At 62.3% G+C, this 18,349-nt stretch carries 14 protein-coding genes; 5 read left to right on the top strand and 9 right to left on the bottom strand.

Features of this window, described 5'->3' with window-relative positions; translation table 11 throughout:
- Positions 1-20: 20 nt before the first annotated feature.
- The 5 genes from FHR21_RS03125 to FHR21_RS03145 all read right to left on the bottom strand — a co-directional run bounded on the left by FHR21_RS03125 (position 21) and on the right by FHR21_RS03145 (position 7,674).
- Positions 21-1,271, bottom strand: a complete 1,251-nt coding sequence (locus tag FHR21_RS03125; protein WP_184095174.1) for an acyl-CoA dehydrogenase family protein — start codon at positions 1,269-1,271, stop codon at positions 21-23.
- Positions 1,272-1,338: 67 nt separating this feature from the next.
- Entirely contained in the window at positions 1,339-3,723 is a 2,385-nt protein-coding gene (locus tag FHR21_RS20655) for an acyl-CoA dehydrogenase family protein (RefSeq protein WP_221234957.1), read from the bottom strand.
- A complete protein-coding gene (locus FHR21_RS03135; protein WP_184095176.1) occupies positions 3,720-4,463 on the bottom strand; it encodes an enoyl-CoA hydratase/isomerase family protein in 744 nt (247 codons plus the stop codon). The genes FHR21_RS20655 and FHR21_RS03135 overlap by 4 nt, the downstream gene beginning before the upstream one ends.
- An 11-nt stretch (positions 4,464-4,474) precedes the next feature.
- The gene (locus FHR21_RS03140; protein WP_338113035.1) at positions 4,475-5,197 is read right to left on the bottom strand and encodes an SDR family oxidoreductase; all 723 of its coding nucleotides are present in this window, start codon (positions 5,195-5,197) and stop codon (positions 4,475-4,477) included.
- Positions 5,198-5,313: 116 nt separating this feature from the next.
- Positions 5,314-7,674: a TonB-dependent receptor gene (locus FHR21_RS03145; protein ID WP_184095180.1), complete on the bottom strand. Its 2,361-nt coding sequence runs from the start codon at positions 7,672-7,674 to the stop codon at positions 5,314-5,316.
- Positions 7,675-7,897: 223 nt separating this feature from the next.
- Here FHR21_RS03145 and FHR21_RS03150 point away from each other — a divergent pair, with 223 nt between their 5' ends.
- The 3 genes from FHR21_RS03150 to FHR21_RS03160 are packed head-to-tail and all read left to right on the top strand — an operon-like array spanning position 7,898 to position 11,838.
- Positions 7,898-9,043 carry a serine hydrolase domain-containing protein gene (locus FHR21_RS03150; protein ID WP_184095182.1) on the top strand — a complete coding sequence of 382 codons (1,146 nt, stop codon included), beginning with the start codon at positions 7,898-7,900 and terminating at the stop codon, positions 9,041-9,043.
- Complete coding sequence (locus FHR21_RS03155) at positions 9,031-10,494, top strand: AMP-binding protein (protein WP_221234958.1); 1,464 nt, start codon at positions 9,031-9,033, stop codon at positions 10,492-10,494. Before FHR21_RS03150 ends, FHR21_RS03155 begins: the two co-directional genes overlap by 13 nt.
- A gap of 9 nt (positions 10,495-10,503) precedes the next feature.
- Positions 10,504-11,838 (top strand): TetR family transcriptional regulator, encoded by a 1,335-nt coding sequence (locus FHR21_RS03160; protein WP_184095184.1) that lies wholly within the window; start codon positions 10,504-10,506, stop codon positions 11,836-11,838.
- Here the strand turns inward: FHR21_RS03160 and FHR21_RS03165 are convergent.
- The gene (locus tag FHR21_RS03165; RefSeq protein WP_184095186.1) at positions 11,835-12,407 is read right to left on the bottom strand and encodes a carboxymuconolactone decarboxylase family protein; all 573 of its coding nucleotides are present in this window, start codon (positions 12,405-12,407) and stop codon (positions 11,835-11,837) included. The genes FHR21_RS03160 and FHR21_RS03165 overlap by 4 nt on opposite strands.
- 20 nt (positions 12,408-12,427) lie before the next feature.
- Positions 12,428-13,309, bottom strand: a complete 882-nt coding sequence (locus FHR21_RS03170) for a crotonase/enoyl-CoA hydratase family protein (RefSeq protein ID WP_184095188.1) — start codon at positions 13,307-13,309, stop codon at positions 12,428-12,430.
- Positions 13,310-13,458: 149 nt separating this feature from the next.
- Between FHR21_RS03170 and FHR21_RS03175 the strand changes: the two genes are divergently transcribed.
- Positions 13,459-14,601: an acyl-CoA dehydrogenase family protein gene (locus FHR21_RS03175; RefSeq protein ID WP_184095190.1), complete on the top strand. Its 1,143-nt coding sequence runs from the start codon at positions 13,459-13,461 to the stop codon at positions 14,599-14,601.
- 8 nt (positions 14,602-14,609) lie between these two features.
- Here the strand turns inward: FHR21_RS03175 and FHR21_RS03180 are convergent, their stop codons facing one another.
- Complete coding sequence (locus FHR21_RS03180) at positions 14,610-15,461, bottom strand: SDR family oxidoreductase (protein ID WP_221234959.1); 852 nt, start codon at positions 15,459-15,461, stop codon at positions 14,610-14,612.
- Positions 15,462-15,654: 193 nt separating this feature from the next.
- Here FHR21_RS03180 and FHR21_RS03185 point away from each other — a divergent pair, with 193 nt between their 5' ends.
- On the top strand, positions 15,655-16,281 hold the full coding sequence (locus FHR21_RS03185; protein WP_184095194.1) for a TetR/AcrR family transcriptional regulator: 627 nt from the start codon (positions 15,655-15,657) through the stop codon (positions 16,279-16,281).
- A 7-nt stretch (positions 16,282-16,288) separates the two neighbouring features.
- On the opposite strand, the gene FHR21_RS03190 is transcribed toward FHR21_RS03185, so the two are convergent.
- Positions 16,289-18,205 (bottom strand): flavin-containing monooxygenase, encoded by a 1,917-nt coding sequence (locus FHR21_RS03190; RefSeq protein ID WP_184095196.1) that lies wholly within the window; start codon positions 18,203-18,205, stop codon positions 16,289-16,291.
- Between the last annotated feature and the right edge of the window lie 144 nt (positions 18,206-18,349).

The following is an 18,349-nucleotide window of genomic DNA, read 5'->3' on the forward strand; positions in this document are numbered from 1 at the left end:
CGACAAGATGCGTTTCCGCTTCAATCCTGATATCGCGCCAATTCGGCCCGGCCGATGACCATGTAATGCACCTCGTCGGGGCCGTCGGCGAAGCGCAGATGGCGCACGTCGGTGTAGAGCCCTGCAAGCGGGGTCCATTGCGAGATGCCGGTCGCACCATGGATCTGGATCGCCTGATCGATGATCTGGCAGACGCGCTCGGGAATCATCGCCTTCGCCATGCTCACCCAGACGCGCGCCTCACGGTTGCCGAGCAGATCCATTGCCTTCGCGGCCTTGAGCACGATCAGGCGAAGCGCCTCGATGTCGCAGCGCGCCCGTGCGATGACTTCCAGATTCTTGCCGAGTTGGGACAGCGGACGTCCGAACGCGCTGCGCGAATTACCCCGCTTCACCATCAGGTCGAGCGCAACCTCGGCCTTGCCGATCGTGCGCATACAGTGGTGGATGCGGCCCGGGCCGAGGCGCATCTGCGAAATATCCATCCCGCGTCCTTCACCGAGCAGGATGTTGTCCTTCGGAACCCGGACATTGTCGAAACGCATGTGCATATGGCCGAACGGCGCATGATCTTCTCCAAAGACATGCATCGGGCCAAGGATTTGCACACCCGGCGTATCCATCGGGACGAGAATCTGCGAATGACGCCGCTTCCCGCTTGCCTCCGGATTGGTGCGCACCATCACGATCAACAGCTTGCAGCGCGGATCGCCTGCACTGCTGATGAAATATTTCTCGCCGTTGATGACCCAGTCGTCACCATCGAGCACGGCGCTGGTTTCGATATTTCCGGCATCCGACGAAGCGACGTGGGGTTCGGTCATCGCATAGGCCGAGCGAATTTCCCCGTTCAGGAGCGGCTTCAGCCAGCGTTCCTTCTGTTCGGGCGTGCCGACCATTTCGAGAACCTCCATATTGCCGGTGTCGGGTGCGGAGCAATTGAGCGATTCCGATGCGAGCAACGACTTGCCGAGTTCGGCGGCAATATAGGCGTAGTCTAGATTGCTGAGCGGCGTGCCCGTGTCGCCGTGCGGCAGAAAGAAATTCCACAGGCCCGCCGCCTTTGCTTTCGCCTTCGCCCCGTCGAGTAGTTCGAGTTGCCCCGGTGCCCAACTCCAGCGATCGGCACGCCCTTCGCCCAGCCGGAAAAATTCTTCGGTGATCGGGTCAACATTTTCGGCGATATGGCGTTTCACCGCTTCGAAGAGCGGCTGCGCCTCCTTCGACATCCGCAAGTCGTTGAGTTCGGCTTCAAGCTCGATTTCAGTCATAATTTACTCCATGAAATGCGTACCGGCGCTCCTGCGAGGACGGCAATGGACGGTATGATCCCGTTCGCTATCGCGATGGCGACTGTGCGGGAATCGCGCTGAAGGGGAGGTTCTTGTCGGCGCGCATGTCCGGCGGCATTCCCAGCACATGTTCGGCAAGAATATTGCGCAGGATCTGATCGGACCCTCCCTCGATCCGAGTGGCGGGCGCACGGAGCAACATGCCCTGAAACCGGCCACCGAACGCGCATTCGTCTGTTCCGGTCAATATCCCCGCTTCGCCCTGAAGCTCGATCGCGAACCCTGCAATGTCCTGCATCATCTTGCCCGCGACCAACTTGATGATCGAGTTTTCGGGGCCAGGCAGCTCCCCCTTCGCAAAGCGCGAGAGAGAGCCGAGCATGAAATTCTCCAGCCCCGCCGCCTGACATTCGAACCTCGCCAGCCGGGATATGACATGTCTATCCGCGACCGCCGATCCAGTTTCGAGTTCCAGTGCTCCACAGTAGTCGAGAAGATCGTCGAAGCCCGTCGGCATTTCGAGTCCGATCGCCAACCGCTCGTGCGAGAGCGTCGTCAGCGCGACGTTCCATCCATCGCCGATGCCGCCGAGCCGCTGTGTGTCGGGAATGCGCAAATCGTGAAAGAAGACCTCGGCAAAACCGCTGTGATCGTTCATCTGGCGGATTGGCCGCACCTCCACACCCGGCGCGCGCATGTCTATGAAAAAGGCAGTCAATCCCTTGTGCTTGGCGACATCGAAATCAGACCGGGCAATCAGCAAGCCCCAGTCGGCATATTGACCACCGCTCGTCCATATCTTCTGGCCGTTTATTACCCACCCGTCACCATCGCGGTCGGCGCGGGTGCGGAGTCCCGCAAGGTCGGAGCCTGCCGCCGGTTCGGAAAACAGCTGGCACCACACATCCTGACCCGACGATATTCTGGGCAGGAGTTCAGCCTTCTGCTCGTCGCTCGCGAAGTCCATGAGCGTCGGGGCGCACATGCCCTGTCCGTTGTGGAAGAGGTTCGACAGACGAGCGAAACAGCCTTCCTCCTGATGCCAGATGATCCGCTCCATCGGCGTCGCGCCGCGTCCGCCATAAGTGGTAGGCCAGCCGAGACAGGCCCAACCGGCATCGTGTTTCCGCTGCTGCCACGCCTTCTGCGCCGCCAACGCATCGGGTCCGAGGTCGAGCGCGCCGACCGGCGAGCGTTCAATCGCCTCGCGCAAATGCCAGGGCGCATTGGCTGCAACCCATGCACGTGCAGAGGCACGAAATTCGCTCTCGGCGGCATTTTCTTCATTGACGCTGACCGCCTCGCTGCCGCCAGCCCCCGACCGGCGGCCTTCGATCAGAATTCTTTCCCAGCGCCGCGTACCGCCCAGCGACTGCCCCAGCGCCTCTGCCCGGCGATAGAAAAGATGCGGATCGCTATCCCACATGAACCCCGTCCCGCCGTGGACCTGTATCGTGTCGGCGGCGACGTGGCCGAAAGCTGCCGAGGCGCTCAGATGGGCTCTGGCCGCGGCCCATTCTGCCTCACCCGCCATATCTGCAAGTGCCCAGATCGCGCGCAACGCGTTAGCCCGCGCTATCGCAAGCGACACATGCATGTCGGCGAGCAATATCTTGACTGCCTGGAACGACCCGATCGGTCGCCCGAACGCGAAGCGTTGCCGGGCGTAATCGCAGGCTGAGACGAGCGCCTGTTCGGCGCCGCCGATCTGCTCGAAGGAGACGAACACGGCGGCGCGCGCCATGGCTTCACTTATGATCGCGGAGCCATTCCCTGCAGCGCCGATAGGCGATGTCGCAGCGCCATCGAACTCGATCCGCGCGTGACCGCGCGTCGGATCGATCGTCGATAACGGTCGCCGGACGACGCCATCCTGATGCAAATCAACGAGGAAAAGCGATTCATCGCGCTCACCTTCCCGCGCCACGACAATAGCATGGTCGGCGATCATGCCATCGGGAACGAGATGTTTTCTGCCGTATAGTTTCCCGGCGCGGACCTCGCTGGCCGTCGGCACCTTCCGGCCCTTGGGGTCCATCTCGATGGCCGCCAGCGTACCGATCGCCTGCCCACGCGCAATGTCCGGCAGCAACAGCGCCTTCTGCTCGTCATTCCCCACAGCTTTCACTATCTCGGCGAAGAGGTAGATGGTCGATAGTGACGGGATCGGAGCAAGCACGCGTCCGAGTTCTTCGGCAATGACGCAAATTTCGACGGGACCGAGTCCAGATCCGCCATATTGCTCTGGAATTGCCGCGCCTATGCATCCCATTTGCGCGAGCCCGGACCATAGCGCAGCACCAAAAGCCTGCCGGCCTTCCAGTGTTTCACGCACCAGCGAAGACGGGCAGGCATCAGCGAGAAAGCGCCGCAGGCTTTCGCGCAATAGGTCCTGTTCTTCGGAAAACTCAAAGCCGAAGAAACCGCTCATGTTTCGCGCCGCGTAAAACGCGCGAGCCGTTCATAGGCGTCGGGGCCACCGCCTTCGGTGCGAAAACTCTCGTGCGCGATTCCGGCTCCGATCGGCAGGCCGTCGGTTTCGAGCAGCAACCGCTTGTTCGCACGATGGCTGAACCACGAGTGGTCGAGAATTTCGGCGACGATTTCTCCCAGCCGATCGTCAAAGCAGTCGTCGGCGACATGCTCGTTGGCGAGGCCGATCGCGGCCGCCTCTTCGCCCGAATAGGTGCGGCAGGTGAACATCATTTCCTTTGCCTTGGTCAGGCCGACCCGGCGCGGCAGTCGCTGCGTCAGACCCCACACAGGGGTCAGCGCCCATTTAGCATGGGTATCGGCGAAGCGAGCGTTGGCCGACGCGACGATCAGGTCGCCTGCCAGCGCAAGTTCAAGACCGCCGGTATAACAATAGCCGTGAACAGCCGTGATCACTGGTTGCGGCAGGTTGGCGAGACGCTCGATCGTCTCCGACTGGAAGTTGGGTGTCGGCGGCTCCTCTCCCTGCTCGATATCGGCGAGGTCGTGGCCGGCCGAAAAGCAACGGCCGGCACCGCGCAGCACGACGACCCCGATGCTGGTGTCGCCCGCGATATCATCGATGTGTCGCCGCAGTTCCTTGAACATCGCGACGGTCAGCGCGTTGAGCTTTTCGGGCCGGTTGAGCGTCAGCATGGCGCATCCCGCAGCGTCGGTCCGGATGATCTGGTCGGTCAACGATAATCTCCTCAGCGCGAGCCCTGCCCGTCGTCGACCTTGATGATCGTGCCGGTGACGAAGTCGGAGGACGGGGAAACGAGAAACATCAGCGCGCCATCAAGCTGTTCGGGGCGCCCGATACGTTTGCGCGGAAAGGCCGACACCATCTGGTCGCTCATCCGCGCGAACATTCCGTCGGTCATTTCGGAAGCGAAAACACCGGGCGCGATGCCGTTCACGTTGATGCCGAATTTCGCCCACTCGACTGCAAGCGTCTCGGTCATGCGAACGAGCGCACTTTTCGTCACCGAATAGAGCGCTGCGGCGCCGCCCGAATATTCGAATGCGGCCATCGACGCGATGTTGACGATCCGGCCCGGAGTCTTCGCCGCGATCAGTCGCCGAGCGACCTCGGTTGACAGAATGAAGGCGCCGCGCATGTTGGTGTCGATCACCTGATCGATCTTTTCAAGCGTCAGCGCGGTCGCGTGCTGGGCGTCGGGAACACCCGCATTGTTGACGAGGATCGAAACCGGACCAAGCCGCCGCTCGATCTCGTCGACCACCGCGGCGATGCCGCCGACCGCCGCGACATCGAGCGCGAACGGTTCGGCGACACCCCCCTCCGCGCGGATTTCGGCAGTCAACTGGTCGAGCCGCTGGGCGCGCCGCGCCGCAATCGCCACCTTGGCGCCGCATGCGGCCAATATCCTGGCGAAACGCCAGCCGAGGCCAGACGACGCTCCGGTCACCAAGGCCGTCTGTCCGGAGAGGTCGAATGAAAATTCAGGAGCGGAAGCAGTCAAAGAAAATATCCTGAGGAGGAAGCGGCGCCGGCAGCAAGGAACCGGTGCCGCCGAGAGGAGAGTCAGGGCTGGAAATTATAGGTGAAGGTCAGACCAAAGGTCCGTGGCGCCCCCGTCATGCGGTTGAACACGTCGATGCTGCGCGTCGCCGAGGTGTAGTAATATTTGTCCCCGACATTGTTCATCCACGCCATCAGGCGCCATTTCTTGTCGCTATCGGCAAGGCCCACGCGCAGATTGACCAGCGCATAATCCTCGACGACCAACTCGGGCAGCCGGCCGAGCTCCGAATTGGTGGTAGAACGATAGCTGGCGCTCGCACCGAAGATCGCGTTCAGCCTGTCTGAAACAGGCACCTCGTAATTCACATCCCCCGAAAGCTGCCATTTCGGCGAATTGGGAAAGGCCTGGCCGTTGAAGTCGGCTGTGACGCCGTTGGGGTCTTCGGCGACGAATGGCGCCGTGATCTTCGAGTCGACATAGGATGCGTTGCCCGTGATATCGAGCCCGCGGACCGGCGACCAGGCGAGTTGCAGTTCGGCACCGTTGATCCGCGACTTGGGCACATTAAGCAGCCGCAGCAGACGCCCGAAGGAGGGGTCGGCCACGATGCCCAGCAGCTGCTTGTCGCGATAATCATAATGATAGATCGCCGCGTTGAGCTGGAAATCCCGCGAGAAGGCCGCTTTCAGCCCGGCTTCATAGGCGGTCAGCGATTCCTGCAGCGTCGGATCATATTGCGCGGTCGAGGTCGCGGCGAGCGACGGATACCCCCCCGCCTTGTAGCCACGGCTGACGTTGGCATAGACTTTGACGTCGTCGGCGATTTCGTAATCGGCGCCGAAACGCCACGACACATTGTCTTCCTTCAGCCGGCTCGTGACGAGTTGCGGAACCTGCAACGCATCCGCGGTGATACAGCCGCCCGCCGGAATCGGTGCCAGCGCGGGCAGGCCGAGAACGACAGTGCGGACGAAATCATGGAAGCCCGAGAAGACCTGGCTCGTGACGCCGTCGATGTCGCGCGTGCAGCCGACGAAGCGGTTGTTCGAATTGGTGTAGCGTACCCCCGCCTGCAGGGTCAGCGCGTCGGTGAGCTTGAATTCCGCATTACCGAAAAGCGCATAGGTCGTGATGTCCTGATCGTGGCGGAGCCCGAACGAGTAGAAGGGCGGCAGGCCAAGGCCGACGAAGGCGTAGGCCTGGGTGCTTTCGCTGAGATCACCGCTCACGCGCTCGCGCGTCTTGTCGTCGGCATAGTTGGCGCCGATAACGACATAGAGCTGGTCGGTCAGATCGCCGGCGATCCGCAATTCCTGCGCAAAGGATTCGATGTCCCCCATCGTGCGCTGGGTGAGCCCGATCAGCGGCGTTCCATCGAGGTCCTGAAGCTGGTTCTGGTTATATTTGCTGTAGGACGACAGCGACGTCAGTGTCAGCTGGTCGTTGAGATCGTAGTCGATCCGCAGATTCGCCTGAAGGAAATCATTGTCGCGCGCATAATCGCCGGGATTGAAATCGGTCGCGCGATTGTTTCGCGGCGGCACCACGAGCGTCGCAAGGCCGGGGATATTGGCCGCCGCCGTCGGATCGCTCGGCCGGGCAAGAAGATATTGCGGCGACTGGTTATCCGACCGGTCCAGAAAACCATTGAGGTTGAGATTGACCCTCAGCGCTTCGGCGGGCGTCCATTCGAGCAGGAAGCGCCCGCTGATCAGATTCTTCTTGCCGTTGGTGTCGCCGGTCGTGGTGCTGTACTGCCAACCGTCGGCCTGTTCCGATTTCACCGCCAGGCGGAATTTCAGCGTGTCCGAGATCGGGCCGCTGACGAAGCCGCCGAGCGTCACTTCGTTGAATCGGCCATATCCGGCGGTCAGCGATCCCTTGAAAACGTCAGTGGGCTTGGCCGCGATCAGGTTGATCGCACCGCCGGTCGCATTCTGGCCGAACAGCGTCCCCTGCGGCCCTGCCAGAACCTCGACGCGCTCGAGATCAAGGAAGCCGCCGCGCGTCTCGACCGTGAATGGGATCGGCGCCTCGTCCTGATAGACGCTGACCGTCGGCCGTCCGCCGAGCGCGATGTCGTTGAAGCCGACCCCGCGCAATGTGTAGATCGGCGTTCCGATGCGCGATTCGGTATAGGTGAAGCCCGGGACGCTGTTCGCAAGATCGACGGTGCTGTCTATTCCGCGGCTGGCGAGTTGTTCCGCCCCAAAGGCCGTCACCGACAGCGGAACATCGTTCAGCGCCTGTTCGCGCTTCTGCGCGGTCACGACGATCGTGCGGTCGGCGTCGTCGGACGGCGCGGCCTCCTGGGCCGCGGCCGCGCCGCCAGCGGCCAGGGCCCAGGTGATGGCAAGCGCGCAGGCGCCGAGCGCAATCGGACGGCACCCTGCTGTCAATGATATAGAATGATCGTTCATCTCGACTCTCCCGAAGCCCCGGCACGCGATCGCCTTTCCCCGCATTTTTCCTACATCCGCGGATGTTGCCCTTCATACATGCCGACTTCTGCTTGTCAATCTTTTTTCAACACTAACGTATGTATATATATTTCTACGTTGATTTAATTAACGACCCGCGATAAACCGCTCTTCGGGCCCCGCCGTTCGGACGGAGGCATCACGCCGTCATGGGAGAAGGCGCTTGGAACAGCCAATCGAAGGATATGTCGCGCCGCAATTCGCCGCCGTGCGCGACGCATTTGCAGCCAATTTCGCACGCGAAGACGCCTATCGCGAACTCGGGGCGTCGCTGGCCGTCTATGTGAAGGGCGAGTTGGTCGTCGACCTTCACGGCGGATGGCGCGACGCGGAGCGTACGACGCGCTGGACCCCCGACACACTTGTCAACATCTGGTCGGCCACGAAGGGCCTGACCGCAATCGAGGTTGCAATGCTCGTCGAGGCCGGAAAGCTCGATTATGCGGCGCCGGTCACCGATTATTGGCCCGAATATGGCGCCAACGGCAAAGGGGCGACCACCGTGGGGCATATCATGTCGCATCAGGCGGGCCTTCCGGGACTAGAAGAGCCAACCTCGCTGGAGGATTTCTACGACTGGGACGTCGTGGCCGATCGCCTCGCTCGCCAGGCCCCGTTGTGGGAACCCGGCACGCAGAATTCCTATCATGCGATGACCTACGGCTTTCTGGCGGGCGAACTGGTCCGCCGCGCGTCGGGGCTCACCCCGGGCCGTTTCCTGGCCGAGCGCATCGCAGCGCCGCTGGCGGCGGACGTGTTCATCGGCCTGCCCGAAAGCGAGGAGCCTCGCGTGGCGCCGCTCGTCCCTTCGCCGCTCCAGCGCGAATTCACCCTGACCGGCGTGCCGCGCGCGGCAGTCATGGCAGTGACCAACCCCCTGATGGTGGCAACTCACCCGAACGAGCGGGCCTGGCGGGCGGCTGAAATTCCCGCAGGCAACGGCCATGCGACCGCGCGCGGCCTCGCGCGGGTCTATGGCGCGCTCGCCAACGGAGGCACGCTAGATGGCATCCGGATGATGCATCCAGAGACGATAGCGAAGCTCGGCGAATTGCAGACCGACCGCGTCGACATCCTCCTCGGACATCCCGCTTACTGGCGCCAGGGTCTCGCGGGGAACATCGACCGCATGTACGGGCCCCACGCCGACACAACGATCGGGCATTCTGGCTGGGGCGGATCGTTCGGTTGCTTCGACCCCGTCCATCAGGTCGGCATCGGCTATGTGCTCAATCAGATGGGCGACAAGACCGTCGGCGATCCACGCTGCACGCTGCTTTGCGGGGAGATATTCGAATGTCTGCGTTGATGGACACGCTACCGCTTGCTTCGCTGCTTGCCCATCATGCGGCACTCAAGCCGTCGACGGTGGCGCTTTCCGACGAAAGCACCGAGCTTACTTGGGCGGAACTGGAAAGCCGTACCAATCGGGTCGCGCGCGCGCTCCTTGCGCATGGCGTCCAGACCGATGACCTGATCTCGATCGCATTGCCTAATGAAAATGCGTTCCTCGAGGCCTGCTTCGCCTGCTGGAAAGCGGGCGCGACGCCGCAACCCTTGTCCTCGCGCCTGCCGCGGGCCGAGATGGAGGCTATCATTGCGCTCGCGAAGCCCTCGATCATCATCGCACGGCCCGACCTCGAAATCGGCCATCCCACTATCACTTACTCCGATTTGCTTGCGGCAGAAAGCGACGATACTCCATTGCCGCTCGTAATCGCCAGCTGCTTCAAGGCGCCGACCTCGGGCGGCTCGTCGGGGCGGCCAAAGCTGATCCTGTCGGGCGAGCCCGCGACGATCGACGTGTCGATCGCCTCGGCGTGGCGCCTCGGCAGCGAGGATGTCGCGCTGATCCCGGGGCCGCTCTATCACACCGGCCCTTTCACAACGGCGATCAACGCTATGGCGGCGGGCACCAAGCTTGTCGTCCAGCCGCGCTTCGATGCCGAAGCCGTTCTGGAAGCGATCGACCGGCACAAGGCAAGCTGGCTTTGCCTGGTACCGACGATGATGAACCGCATCTGGAAACTGGACGATGCGGTGAAGGCGAAGTACGACATCACGTCGCTGAAGACGATGTGGCATATCGCCGCCCCCTGTCCGGCGTGGCTGAAACAGGTCTGGATCGACTGGATCGGCGCCGGCGCGGTCTGGGAGCTTTATGGCGCGACCGAAAGCATCGCCGGCACTGTCATCGACGGCACCGAATGGCTCGCGCATCGCGGATCGGTTGGCCGGGTTTTCTCGGGCCAGATCAAGATATTCGGCGACGACGGTCGGGAACTGCCGCCCGGCGAAACCGGCGAAGTCTTCATGCGCGCGGCCGAGGAGGGACAGGTGACCTATCGCTACGTCGGCGCCGAAGCCAACACGCGCGGCGAATGGCATTCGCTGGGCGACATGGGCTATTTCGACGCCGAGGGTTATCTCTACCTCGGCGATCGCCGCGGCGACATGATTCTTGTCGGCGGTTCGAACGTCTATCCCGCCGAAGTCGAGGCCGCGATAGAGGAACATCCCGACGTCCAGTCATGCGCGGTCATCGGACTGCCCGACGACGATCTGGGCGCACGCGTCCACGCGATCGTTCAGCCGCGTCCCGGGCTGCCCAGTCTCGCACTGCAGGAGTTCGTCGCCGAAAGGTTGGTCCGCTACAAGCAGCCGCGCAGCTATGAGTTTACTGACGCCCCTTTACGCGATGCCGCCGGAAAGGTACGCCGGTCGCGGTTGCGGAGCGAACGGATCGCCGCCGGGGAGTAACGGTTTATAGTGAATATCACGGGCGTCTCTCGACCGAAACCGACGAAAACCGCCGCGCCGAATTCCACGTCACCGGCGGATGGGCGCGGCGCGCCCAGAAAGCCGCGCGGGCGCCCATCGACCAAAGCACGCAAGCGCGAGGAACTGATCGACGGAGCCACCGCGCTGTTCAACGCGCGGGGAATTTCGGCGACGAGCCTGACTGACGTCGCCGACGTGCTCGATCTCTCGCGCGCCACGGTCTACTATTATGTCAGCGACCGCACCGAACTGGTGTTCCAATGCTATATGCGCGCATGCGAGCTGGCAGCCGAGGATCTGGCGCAAGCGAGCCTCGCCGCCAACGGCTTCGCCCGGGTAGCGACCTATATACGGCGCGCGCTCACTCCCGACCGGCCCCCCGTCGCCGTGATGACTGAAATCAATTCGCTCACCCCCGACATCGCAAGCCTGATCCGCAAGGCCAACGACCGCAACGTCACGGCTCTTGTAGGTTTCATCGCGCAAGGGATCGACGACGGCAGCATTCGCCGCTGCGATCCGATCGTGGTCGCACAGGCGATCATCGGAATGCTCGCCTGGTCGCAATTGCTGCCGCAATGGTCCGATCAGGGAAGCGGGCCGAAGTTGCGGCACCGCGCGATGGAGAGCATGATCGACCTGCTGACTTCGGGCCTCGCGGCCGATCGGGCGATGCAGTTCGAATGCCCCGTGTCGGCGGAGCAATTCCAGCCGAAGATCGAGAATATCTTCGATCGAAAGGAATCGGCGAACTTCAAGGTCGCGCAGTTGCTCGCGACCGCATCTGCGCTGTTCAACCGCAACGGGATCGAAGCGACCTCGCTCGACGAGATTGCCGCGGCGATGGGTCTGACCAAGGGCGCGGTCTATCATTATCTCGACGACAAGGCGGATCTGGTCGAACATTGTTACGAGCGTTCATTCGAGCTGTATGACCGGTTCGTCGATGCGGCGCACGCGCATGGCGGCAACGGCCTCGAAGCCGCAATGATCAACGCGCATCTCAACATCCAGGCGCAGGCGGGAACGCTGTCGCCACTCATGCCACAACCGGGGTTCGAGGGAATGCCCAAGACCATTCGCGACCGGCTGCATCGACGCGCGAGCAGCCAGAACAGCGCCGTCGCGCGTGCGCTGGCGATGGGTGCGGCGGAAGGGGTGGCGCGCGAATGCGATGCGCCACTCGTCACCCACATGTGCGCCGGCGCCTTCGGCTGGCTGCCTAAATGGCTGCCGGTGGTCGGCGGTCCCGACCCCTTCGATATCGCTGACGCGATTTGCGATCTGCTGTTGCGCGGACTGACGCCCGAACCCGCCGATTAGATCGGGTCTACAAGATCGGGATCGAAGTGAGCGCCCTCGTCGATCTGGATGCCGAGCGCGTTCACTATTCGCCCGACCTGCGCATAATGTCCCGACGTCAGCACGATATCGACCATCTCCTTGGGGGAAAAATGCCGCGCCATCTCCTCCCAGGTCGCGTCGCTGATGAAATCATCCGCCATCAGTTCGTCGCACGCGGCGATCAGCACCGCATCGGCCCGGTTCCAGCAATGATCGGGCCGCCGGTCCTTGAGCGCCAGGAGTTCGCCGTCTGTCAGCCCGGTTTCGCGGCCGATGCGATGGTGATGTGACCATTCATAGGCGGCCTTGCCACGATAGGCGGTGCGCAGGATGACGATTTCCTTGAAGCGCCCCTGAAGGTCGTTCTTCCGGCCCTGGATATAACGTCCCCAGGCGGTCAGCCCCTTCATCGCCTCCGGAAAGCGCAGCATCGTGCGAAACAGATTCGCATTCCGGGCCAGCGGGTGGACCGAATCGAGAATGTCTCGCTGCTCGGCGTTCAGTTCGGTGTCGGGTAGCGGTGGAATCCGCGGAGTCCGAAGGCGCATATCAGTCTCTCCTACGTTGATCAGTAAAACGACGGGACACTGCGGCCCGGATACATGTCAGGCAGTCCGTCCGAAACGCGATCGGGATAGGTCGGCGCGCGTTTCTCGAGGAACGCGGTCACGCCTTCCTTGACATCGGCGGAGAGCCCGCGCGCCTGGATCGCCCGGCTGTCGGCGCGGTGCGCGTCCATCGGGTGCGCCGCGCCCAGCATGTCCCACATCAGCCGCCGCGTGACGGCGACCGAAACCGGCGCGCAATTGTCCACGATCTCGCGCGCGATCGCCTGCGCCGCCGCCATCAGTTCGTCCGGCGCGTGCAGCGATTGCACCAGCCCGCGCGCCAGTGCTTCCTCCGCGGGCAGCACCCGCCCACTGCAGGTCCAGGCGAGCGCGGTGCCAATGCCGACGATACGCGGCAGGAACCACGATGCGGCGGCGTCGGGCGCGATTCCCCGGCGCGCGAAGACGAAGCCGAACCGCGCGCTGGTCGATGCGATCCGGATATCCATCGCCAGTTGCATCGACGCCCCGACCCCCGCCGATGCACCGTTGACCGCGGCGATCACCGGCTTGAGGCTGTCGAATATCCGCAGCGTGACGAGCCCACCGATGTCGCGGTAGACGCCGTTCGCCTGCGGCAACGCCTCGGCGCCGTCATAGCTGTTATAATCGAAGGTGTTGCCGCCCGCCCCCAGATCGGCCCCGGCGCAAAAGGCACGCTCGCCAGCGCCGGTGACGATCACTGCCTTCACGGCGTCTTCGGCGTCGGTGATGTCGAAGGCGGCGATCAGGTCGGTCGCCATCTGCGGCGTGAACGCATTCATCCGATCAGGCCGATTCAGCGTGATCGTCGCAACGCCATCCTCGACCGCGAACAGCAGGGTTTCGAAATCCTTGGTCACGCACTTCTCCCGACCGGACCGACCTTCTGGCGGTTCCTTCGCAAATTTATATATCTGACGATAATGATATTATCCATACTTTATTGTATTAATAAATAGGCTATCGCTTAGCCCGGACGGCGCCGGCCGATCGAAGGGAGAAGACGACCATGCTGCAAACCCACAACCGCACCGCCTTCACCGAAAGCCACGCGCTGTTTCGGGACGAGGTACGCAAATTCTTCGCAAAGCACCTTCATCCCAATCTCGACCGCTGGGAGCGCGACGGCATCGTCGATCGGGATTTCTGGCGCGCCTGTGGTGCCGCGGGGTTGCTCTGCCCCACCATGCCCTCCGAATATGGCGGACTGGGCGCCGATTTCGGCTACAACATCATCATCGATGAGGAGATGACATACGCCGGGTGCTCGGCGGGCCTCGGCCTGCAGTCGGACATCGCCGGCGATTATATCCTTTCCTACGGCTCCGAAGATCAGAAGCGGACATGGCTGCCGCGGATGATTTCGGGCGAGGCGATCGCGGCGATCGCGATGACCGAACCGTCGACCGGGTCGGACCTGCAGGGAGTCCGCACGACCGCGATCCGCGACGGGGACGATTATGTGATCAACGGGTCAAAGACCTATATCACCAACGGCCAGAACGCCGATATCGTGATCACCGTAGCCAAGACCGATCCGGCACAGGGCGCCAAAGGCATATCGTTGATCCTCGTCGAAGCGGAGCGCTCCGGCTTTACGCGCGGGCGCAACCTGGACAAGATCGGCCAGCATTGCGCAGACACGTCCGAACTCTTCTTCACCGACGTGCGCGTTCCCGTTGCCAACCGGATGGGTGCCGAGGGGGCGGGCTTCGGTTATCTGATGTCGCAACTGCCGCAGGAGCGGCTCAGCATCGCCGCTGCTGCGCAAGCCGGGGCGCAGCGGGCCTTCGACGAGGCTGTGCGGTTCACCAAGGAACGCCGAGCCTTCGGTCAGCCGGTCTTCGATTTTCAGAATACGCGCTTCACGCTCGCGGATCTGGCCGCCGAACTGCAGGTCGGCTGGGCGCATCTCGACTGGTGCATCGCACGCCATATCGCCGGCGACCTTACCGCCGTAGAGGGGTCGGCGGCGAAGCTCTGGCACAGCGAGCTGCAATGGAAATGCTGCGATGCCGCGCTGCAACTCCACGGCGGAGCGGGCTATATGAACGAATACCCGATTGCACGCCTGTGGCGCGACGCGCGCGTGCAGCGCATCTATGGCGGCACGTCGGAAATCATGAAGGAAGTGATCGGCCGGTCGCTCTGACCGGCCGTTCACCCCTGTCCGAGGAACATCTCGCCGACCATCGCCTGCATCTTCCGGCCATCTGGATCGACATCGGTCTTAAGGCGGCAAAGCTCCTCGCCCCAGGGTGATGTGCGCATACGGACCGGCGGCGTCTCGGATCGGGCGCATGACAGAACGACCGCCGCCACATCCTCGGCGCTCTGATAGGGGCTGTTCGCCCACTCGCGGCCCTGGACCGTTCCCATATATTGCTCGAGGACGGGACGATATTCGTCGTCGAGGATGCCGCCGGTCGCCGCAAGCTGGGCCAGCGTGCTGTTCGCGAATTCCGACTGGATGCCGCCCGGCTCAAGAATCGTGAAATGGATGTTGAACACCGGCCCGACATAGCAAGCGAGGGCTTCCATATAACCTTCGAGCGCAAATTTGGTCGCGCAATAAATCTCGTTGAAGGGCTGGCCGACCAGCCCGCCCACCGACGATATCGTCAGCACGCGCCCCGATCGCTGACGCCGCATATGAGGGAGTACCGCCTTGGTGCAGCGAATGACTCCCATCTGATTGACGTCGATAACGGCGGCGATCTCGGCCTCGGACGCCTGTTCGGTCGATCGGACGAAGCCGACGCCAGCGTTATTGACAAGCACATCGATCCGGCCGTCGATCGCGATGATCTCCTCCCCAACCGCCGCGATGCTTGCGCTGTCGCGAACGTCAAGCCGGCGAATCTCGATCGCGACCCCCGCCTCGGCAGCGCGGGTCGCGAGGCCGTCCCGTTTCGCAAGGCCACGCATCGTGGCATAGACCTTGTACCCTTCGCGCGCCGCAGCCACGGCGAGCGCTTGCCCCAATCCCGTCGAGCATCCCGTGATCAGCATCGTTTCCGACATGCGTCCTCTCCACCTCATCCCAATGCCCTGTTCTCAGGTGCCCCCGCTCCCATCAGTTTGTCAACTATTCGATACATTATAATTTTATTTAAAATCTCGCGCGCTGTCGACGGCTGATGCAATAGGCTCTAGATGTCGTCGTGGTACGCAGACAGAAACGAGCCGCGCCGGACGGACACCCATGCAATCAGAATCATCGCTTTCCACCGCCACCCGCTCCAAGCGCGCACCCAAGCAGGCGCAGCTTGGGCGCACGACGCGGGCGATCCTCGACGCAGCGGCGGCCTTGCTGGCCGAATCGGGTTATCGCGCCCTGACAATCGAACAGATTTCTCAACGCAGCGGCGTTGCAAGATCGAGCATCTATCGCCGCTGGCGCAACACGGCGGAGCTCGCCATCGATGCCTTCGACACCGCGCTGGGACCCAATCCGCCCATCCCCGACGAAGGCGATATCCGGTCGGATCTGGTCCTGCTTTACAAGCGCTTCACGCGGATTCTCGAACGTCCGATCTGGCGCTCGGTCTTCCCCTCGATCATCGAAGCGTCGCAGACCGACAGCCGCTTCGACGGGCTGCTGAGCGCCTTGGTGGGCGCGCGCCGGGAAAGCGAGCGCAGCATTTTCCGGCGCGCAATCGAACGCGGCGAGATACGCGCCGATGCGCCAGTCGAATGGGCGCTCGACGCGATGACTGGCGCCTATTACCATCGTTTGCTGATGACAGGCGCGGACCTTGGCGAAGAAGGAATGACCGAATGGCTGGTCGATAGCATCCTGACCCGGATGCGCGTGCCACCCGAATCCTGATGGCGGATCATTCGAACCGGAACTCGTCGAAATCGGGCGTCCTGATCAGCGCATACCATTGTTCAAGCGTCCACGGCAGGCTGACGCCTGGACGGCCGAAGCTGTTAATATAATATCCGCCCCCGCCTCCCTCTTCCTCCAGCAGCATCGCCTTCAGTGCGACGTCCATCCGGTCGTTGTAGGATTGATACGCCTCGTGCCGGACCTCGAAACTCCTGGCATCGCCTTCGATCGTATGGGTGATGAGGCCGCAGATATAGCGTGAAAGCACCTCTATCCACGAATGAAAGCTGCCGGTGACGATGCCCGCGTTGGGGCCGTACATGATCGCGAAATTCGGGAATCCCGGCAACGTCATCGTCAGGTGCGCGCGCGCACCGTCCTTTTCCCACAAATCCTTGAGCGTCACACCCTCGCGGCCAATATATTCGACCGGCCACAAATAGCGCTCGACGTCGAAGCCGGCCGACAGGACGACGAGATCATAATCCTCCAGCGTGCCGTCGTTGGCGATAATCCCTGTTTCGGTGAAGCGGGCGATGCCGTTCGTCTGCAATGTCACATTGTCGCGCAACAGCGTGTCGTACCAGTCATTGTCGACGACCAATCGGCGCGATAGCGGTGCATAATCAGGGATCAGCTTGGCGTAGAGTTCGTCGTCGTCGCCGACCTTGCTGCGAACATAGGCTTGCAGGTCCTCGCGCAGCCGGTCGTTCTTCTCATTGATAAGGCCGCCGCTCGCGCGCCATTCGGGGTCGAGCATCTGAAGATCCTCGACCTGTAGTTGCGAAGTGAAATGATGGTAGGAATACCAGGCTGCATAGCCAGGCATATTGTCGAGGAGCCAGCGCAATTCGGTCGATACGGGATTGCGATAGCCGGGGGTAGGATTCACCCAGTTCGGGGTGCGCTGATAGATGGTCAGCGACCCCGCGGTTTCGGCCACTCCGCGGACGAGCTGCGCACCCGTCGAACCTGTGCCAATGACCGCGACGCGCTTGCCCGCATAATCATAGCCATGGTCCCATGCGGTCGTGTGGAACATCTTGCCGCCGAAGGTCTCAATCCCCGGAATGTCGGGGAGTCTGGGCGTGCTGAACAGCCCGCTCGCACTGATGACAAAATCGCTGTCGGTCGTTTCGACGCGGCCGTCGGGATGGCGGACCCGCAAGGTCCATTTCGCCTTTTCCGCGTCCCAGCGCGCATCCTGCAACGCGGTGCTCAGATGGATCCGGTCGCGCAGTCGATATTTGTCGACGATATGCGCGAGATAATCCTGTAGCTCGGCCTGGGTCGCATAATGGCTCTTCCAAGGATAGTCCTTCTCGAACTTGAATTGGTAGATGAAGGAGGTGATATCGACCCGTGCCTCGGGATAGTCGTTGAGATACCATGTGCCGCCTATGCCTGCCTGGCGCTCGATGATCCGGTACGGAATACCCAGAAGATCGAGCTGAATGCCCGCGAGCAATCCGCTGAACCCCGCCCCGACGATGGTGACGTGATATTGGCCAAGGATTTCGGCGGCCGGCTTCTTCTCCCAGCACGCACGACGCGCGAAACCCTCGAAGCTCAGATCCTCCCAGCCGAATTCCAGATGTTCGACCGACAGCGTCTTACCAAGGAACATCTCCATCATCACCGCCGCCTCGGCTCGCGTCGGTGGCGGCGCAGCGCGCGGAGCATTGAGCAAATAGGCCAGTGCCTTCTCCTGAATCCGATCATAATGCTCGCGCCGGACCCTGGTGAAGAGAAAGGGGCTGCCATCGCGGCCTTCGGTCACGACCTCCATCGCGGCAAGTTCGGGGTCTCGCGTCTGCTGGTACAGCGCAAGCCGCAGCACGTTCATATTCGCCTGCTTCAGCATCCGGCGAATGAAGGCTTCGTCCTGACCAGCTACTGCCAACGCATGGACCGACGCCATAATTCCCTCCCGAGCATATCCTGATCGCGACTCGATCTTTATTCGATATGAATATGTTTCGTTTAATGTGCAACGCCGATTATCCATCACCCCCGCGGCTGAGGCGCGAGCGAGTTTCGAAACGAGAAGAAATCGCGGACGCCA

The organism is Sphingopyxis panaciterrulae (assembly GCF_014199295.1).
In the GTDB taxonomy this organism is placed as follows: domain Bacteria; phylum Pseudomonadota; class Alphaproteobacteria; order Sphingomonadales; family Sphingomonadaceae; genus Sphingopyxis; species Sphingopyxis panaciterrulae.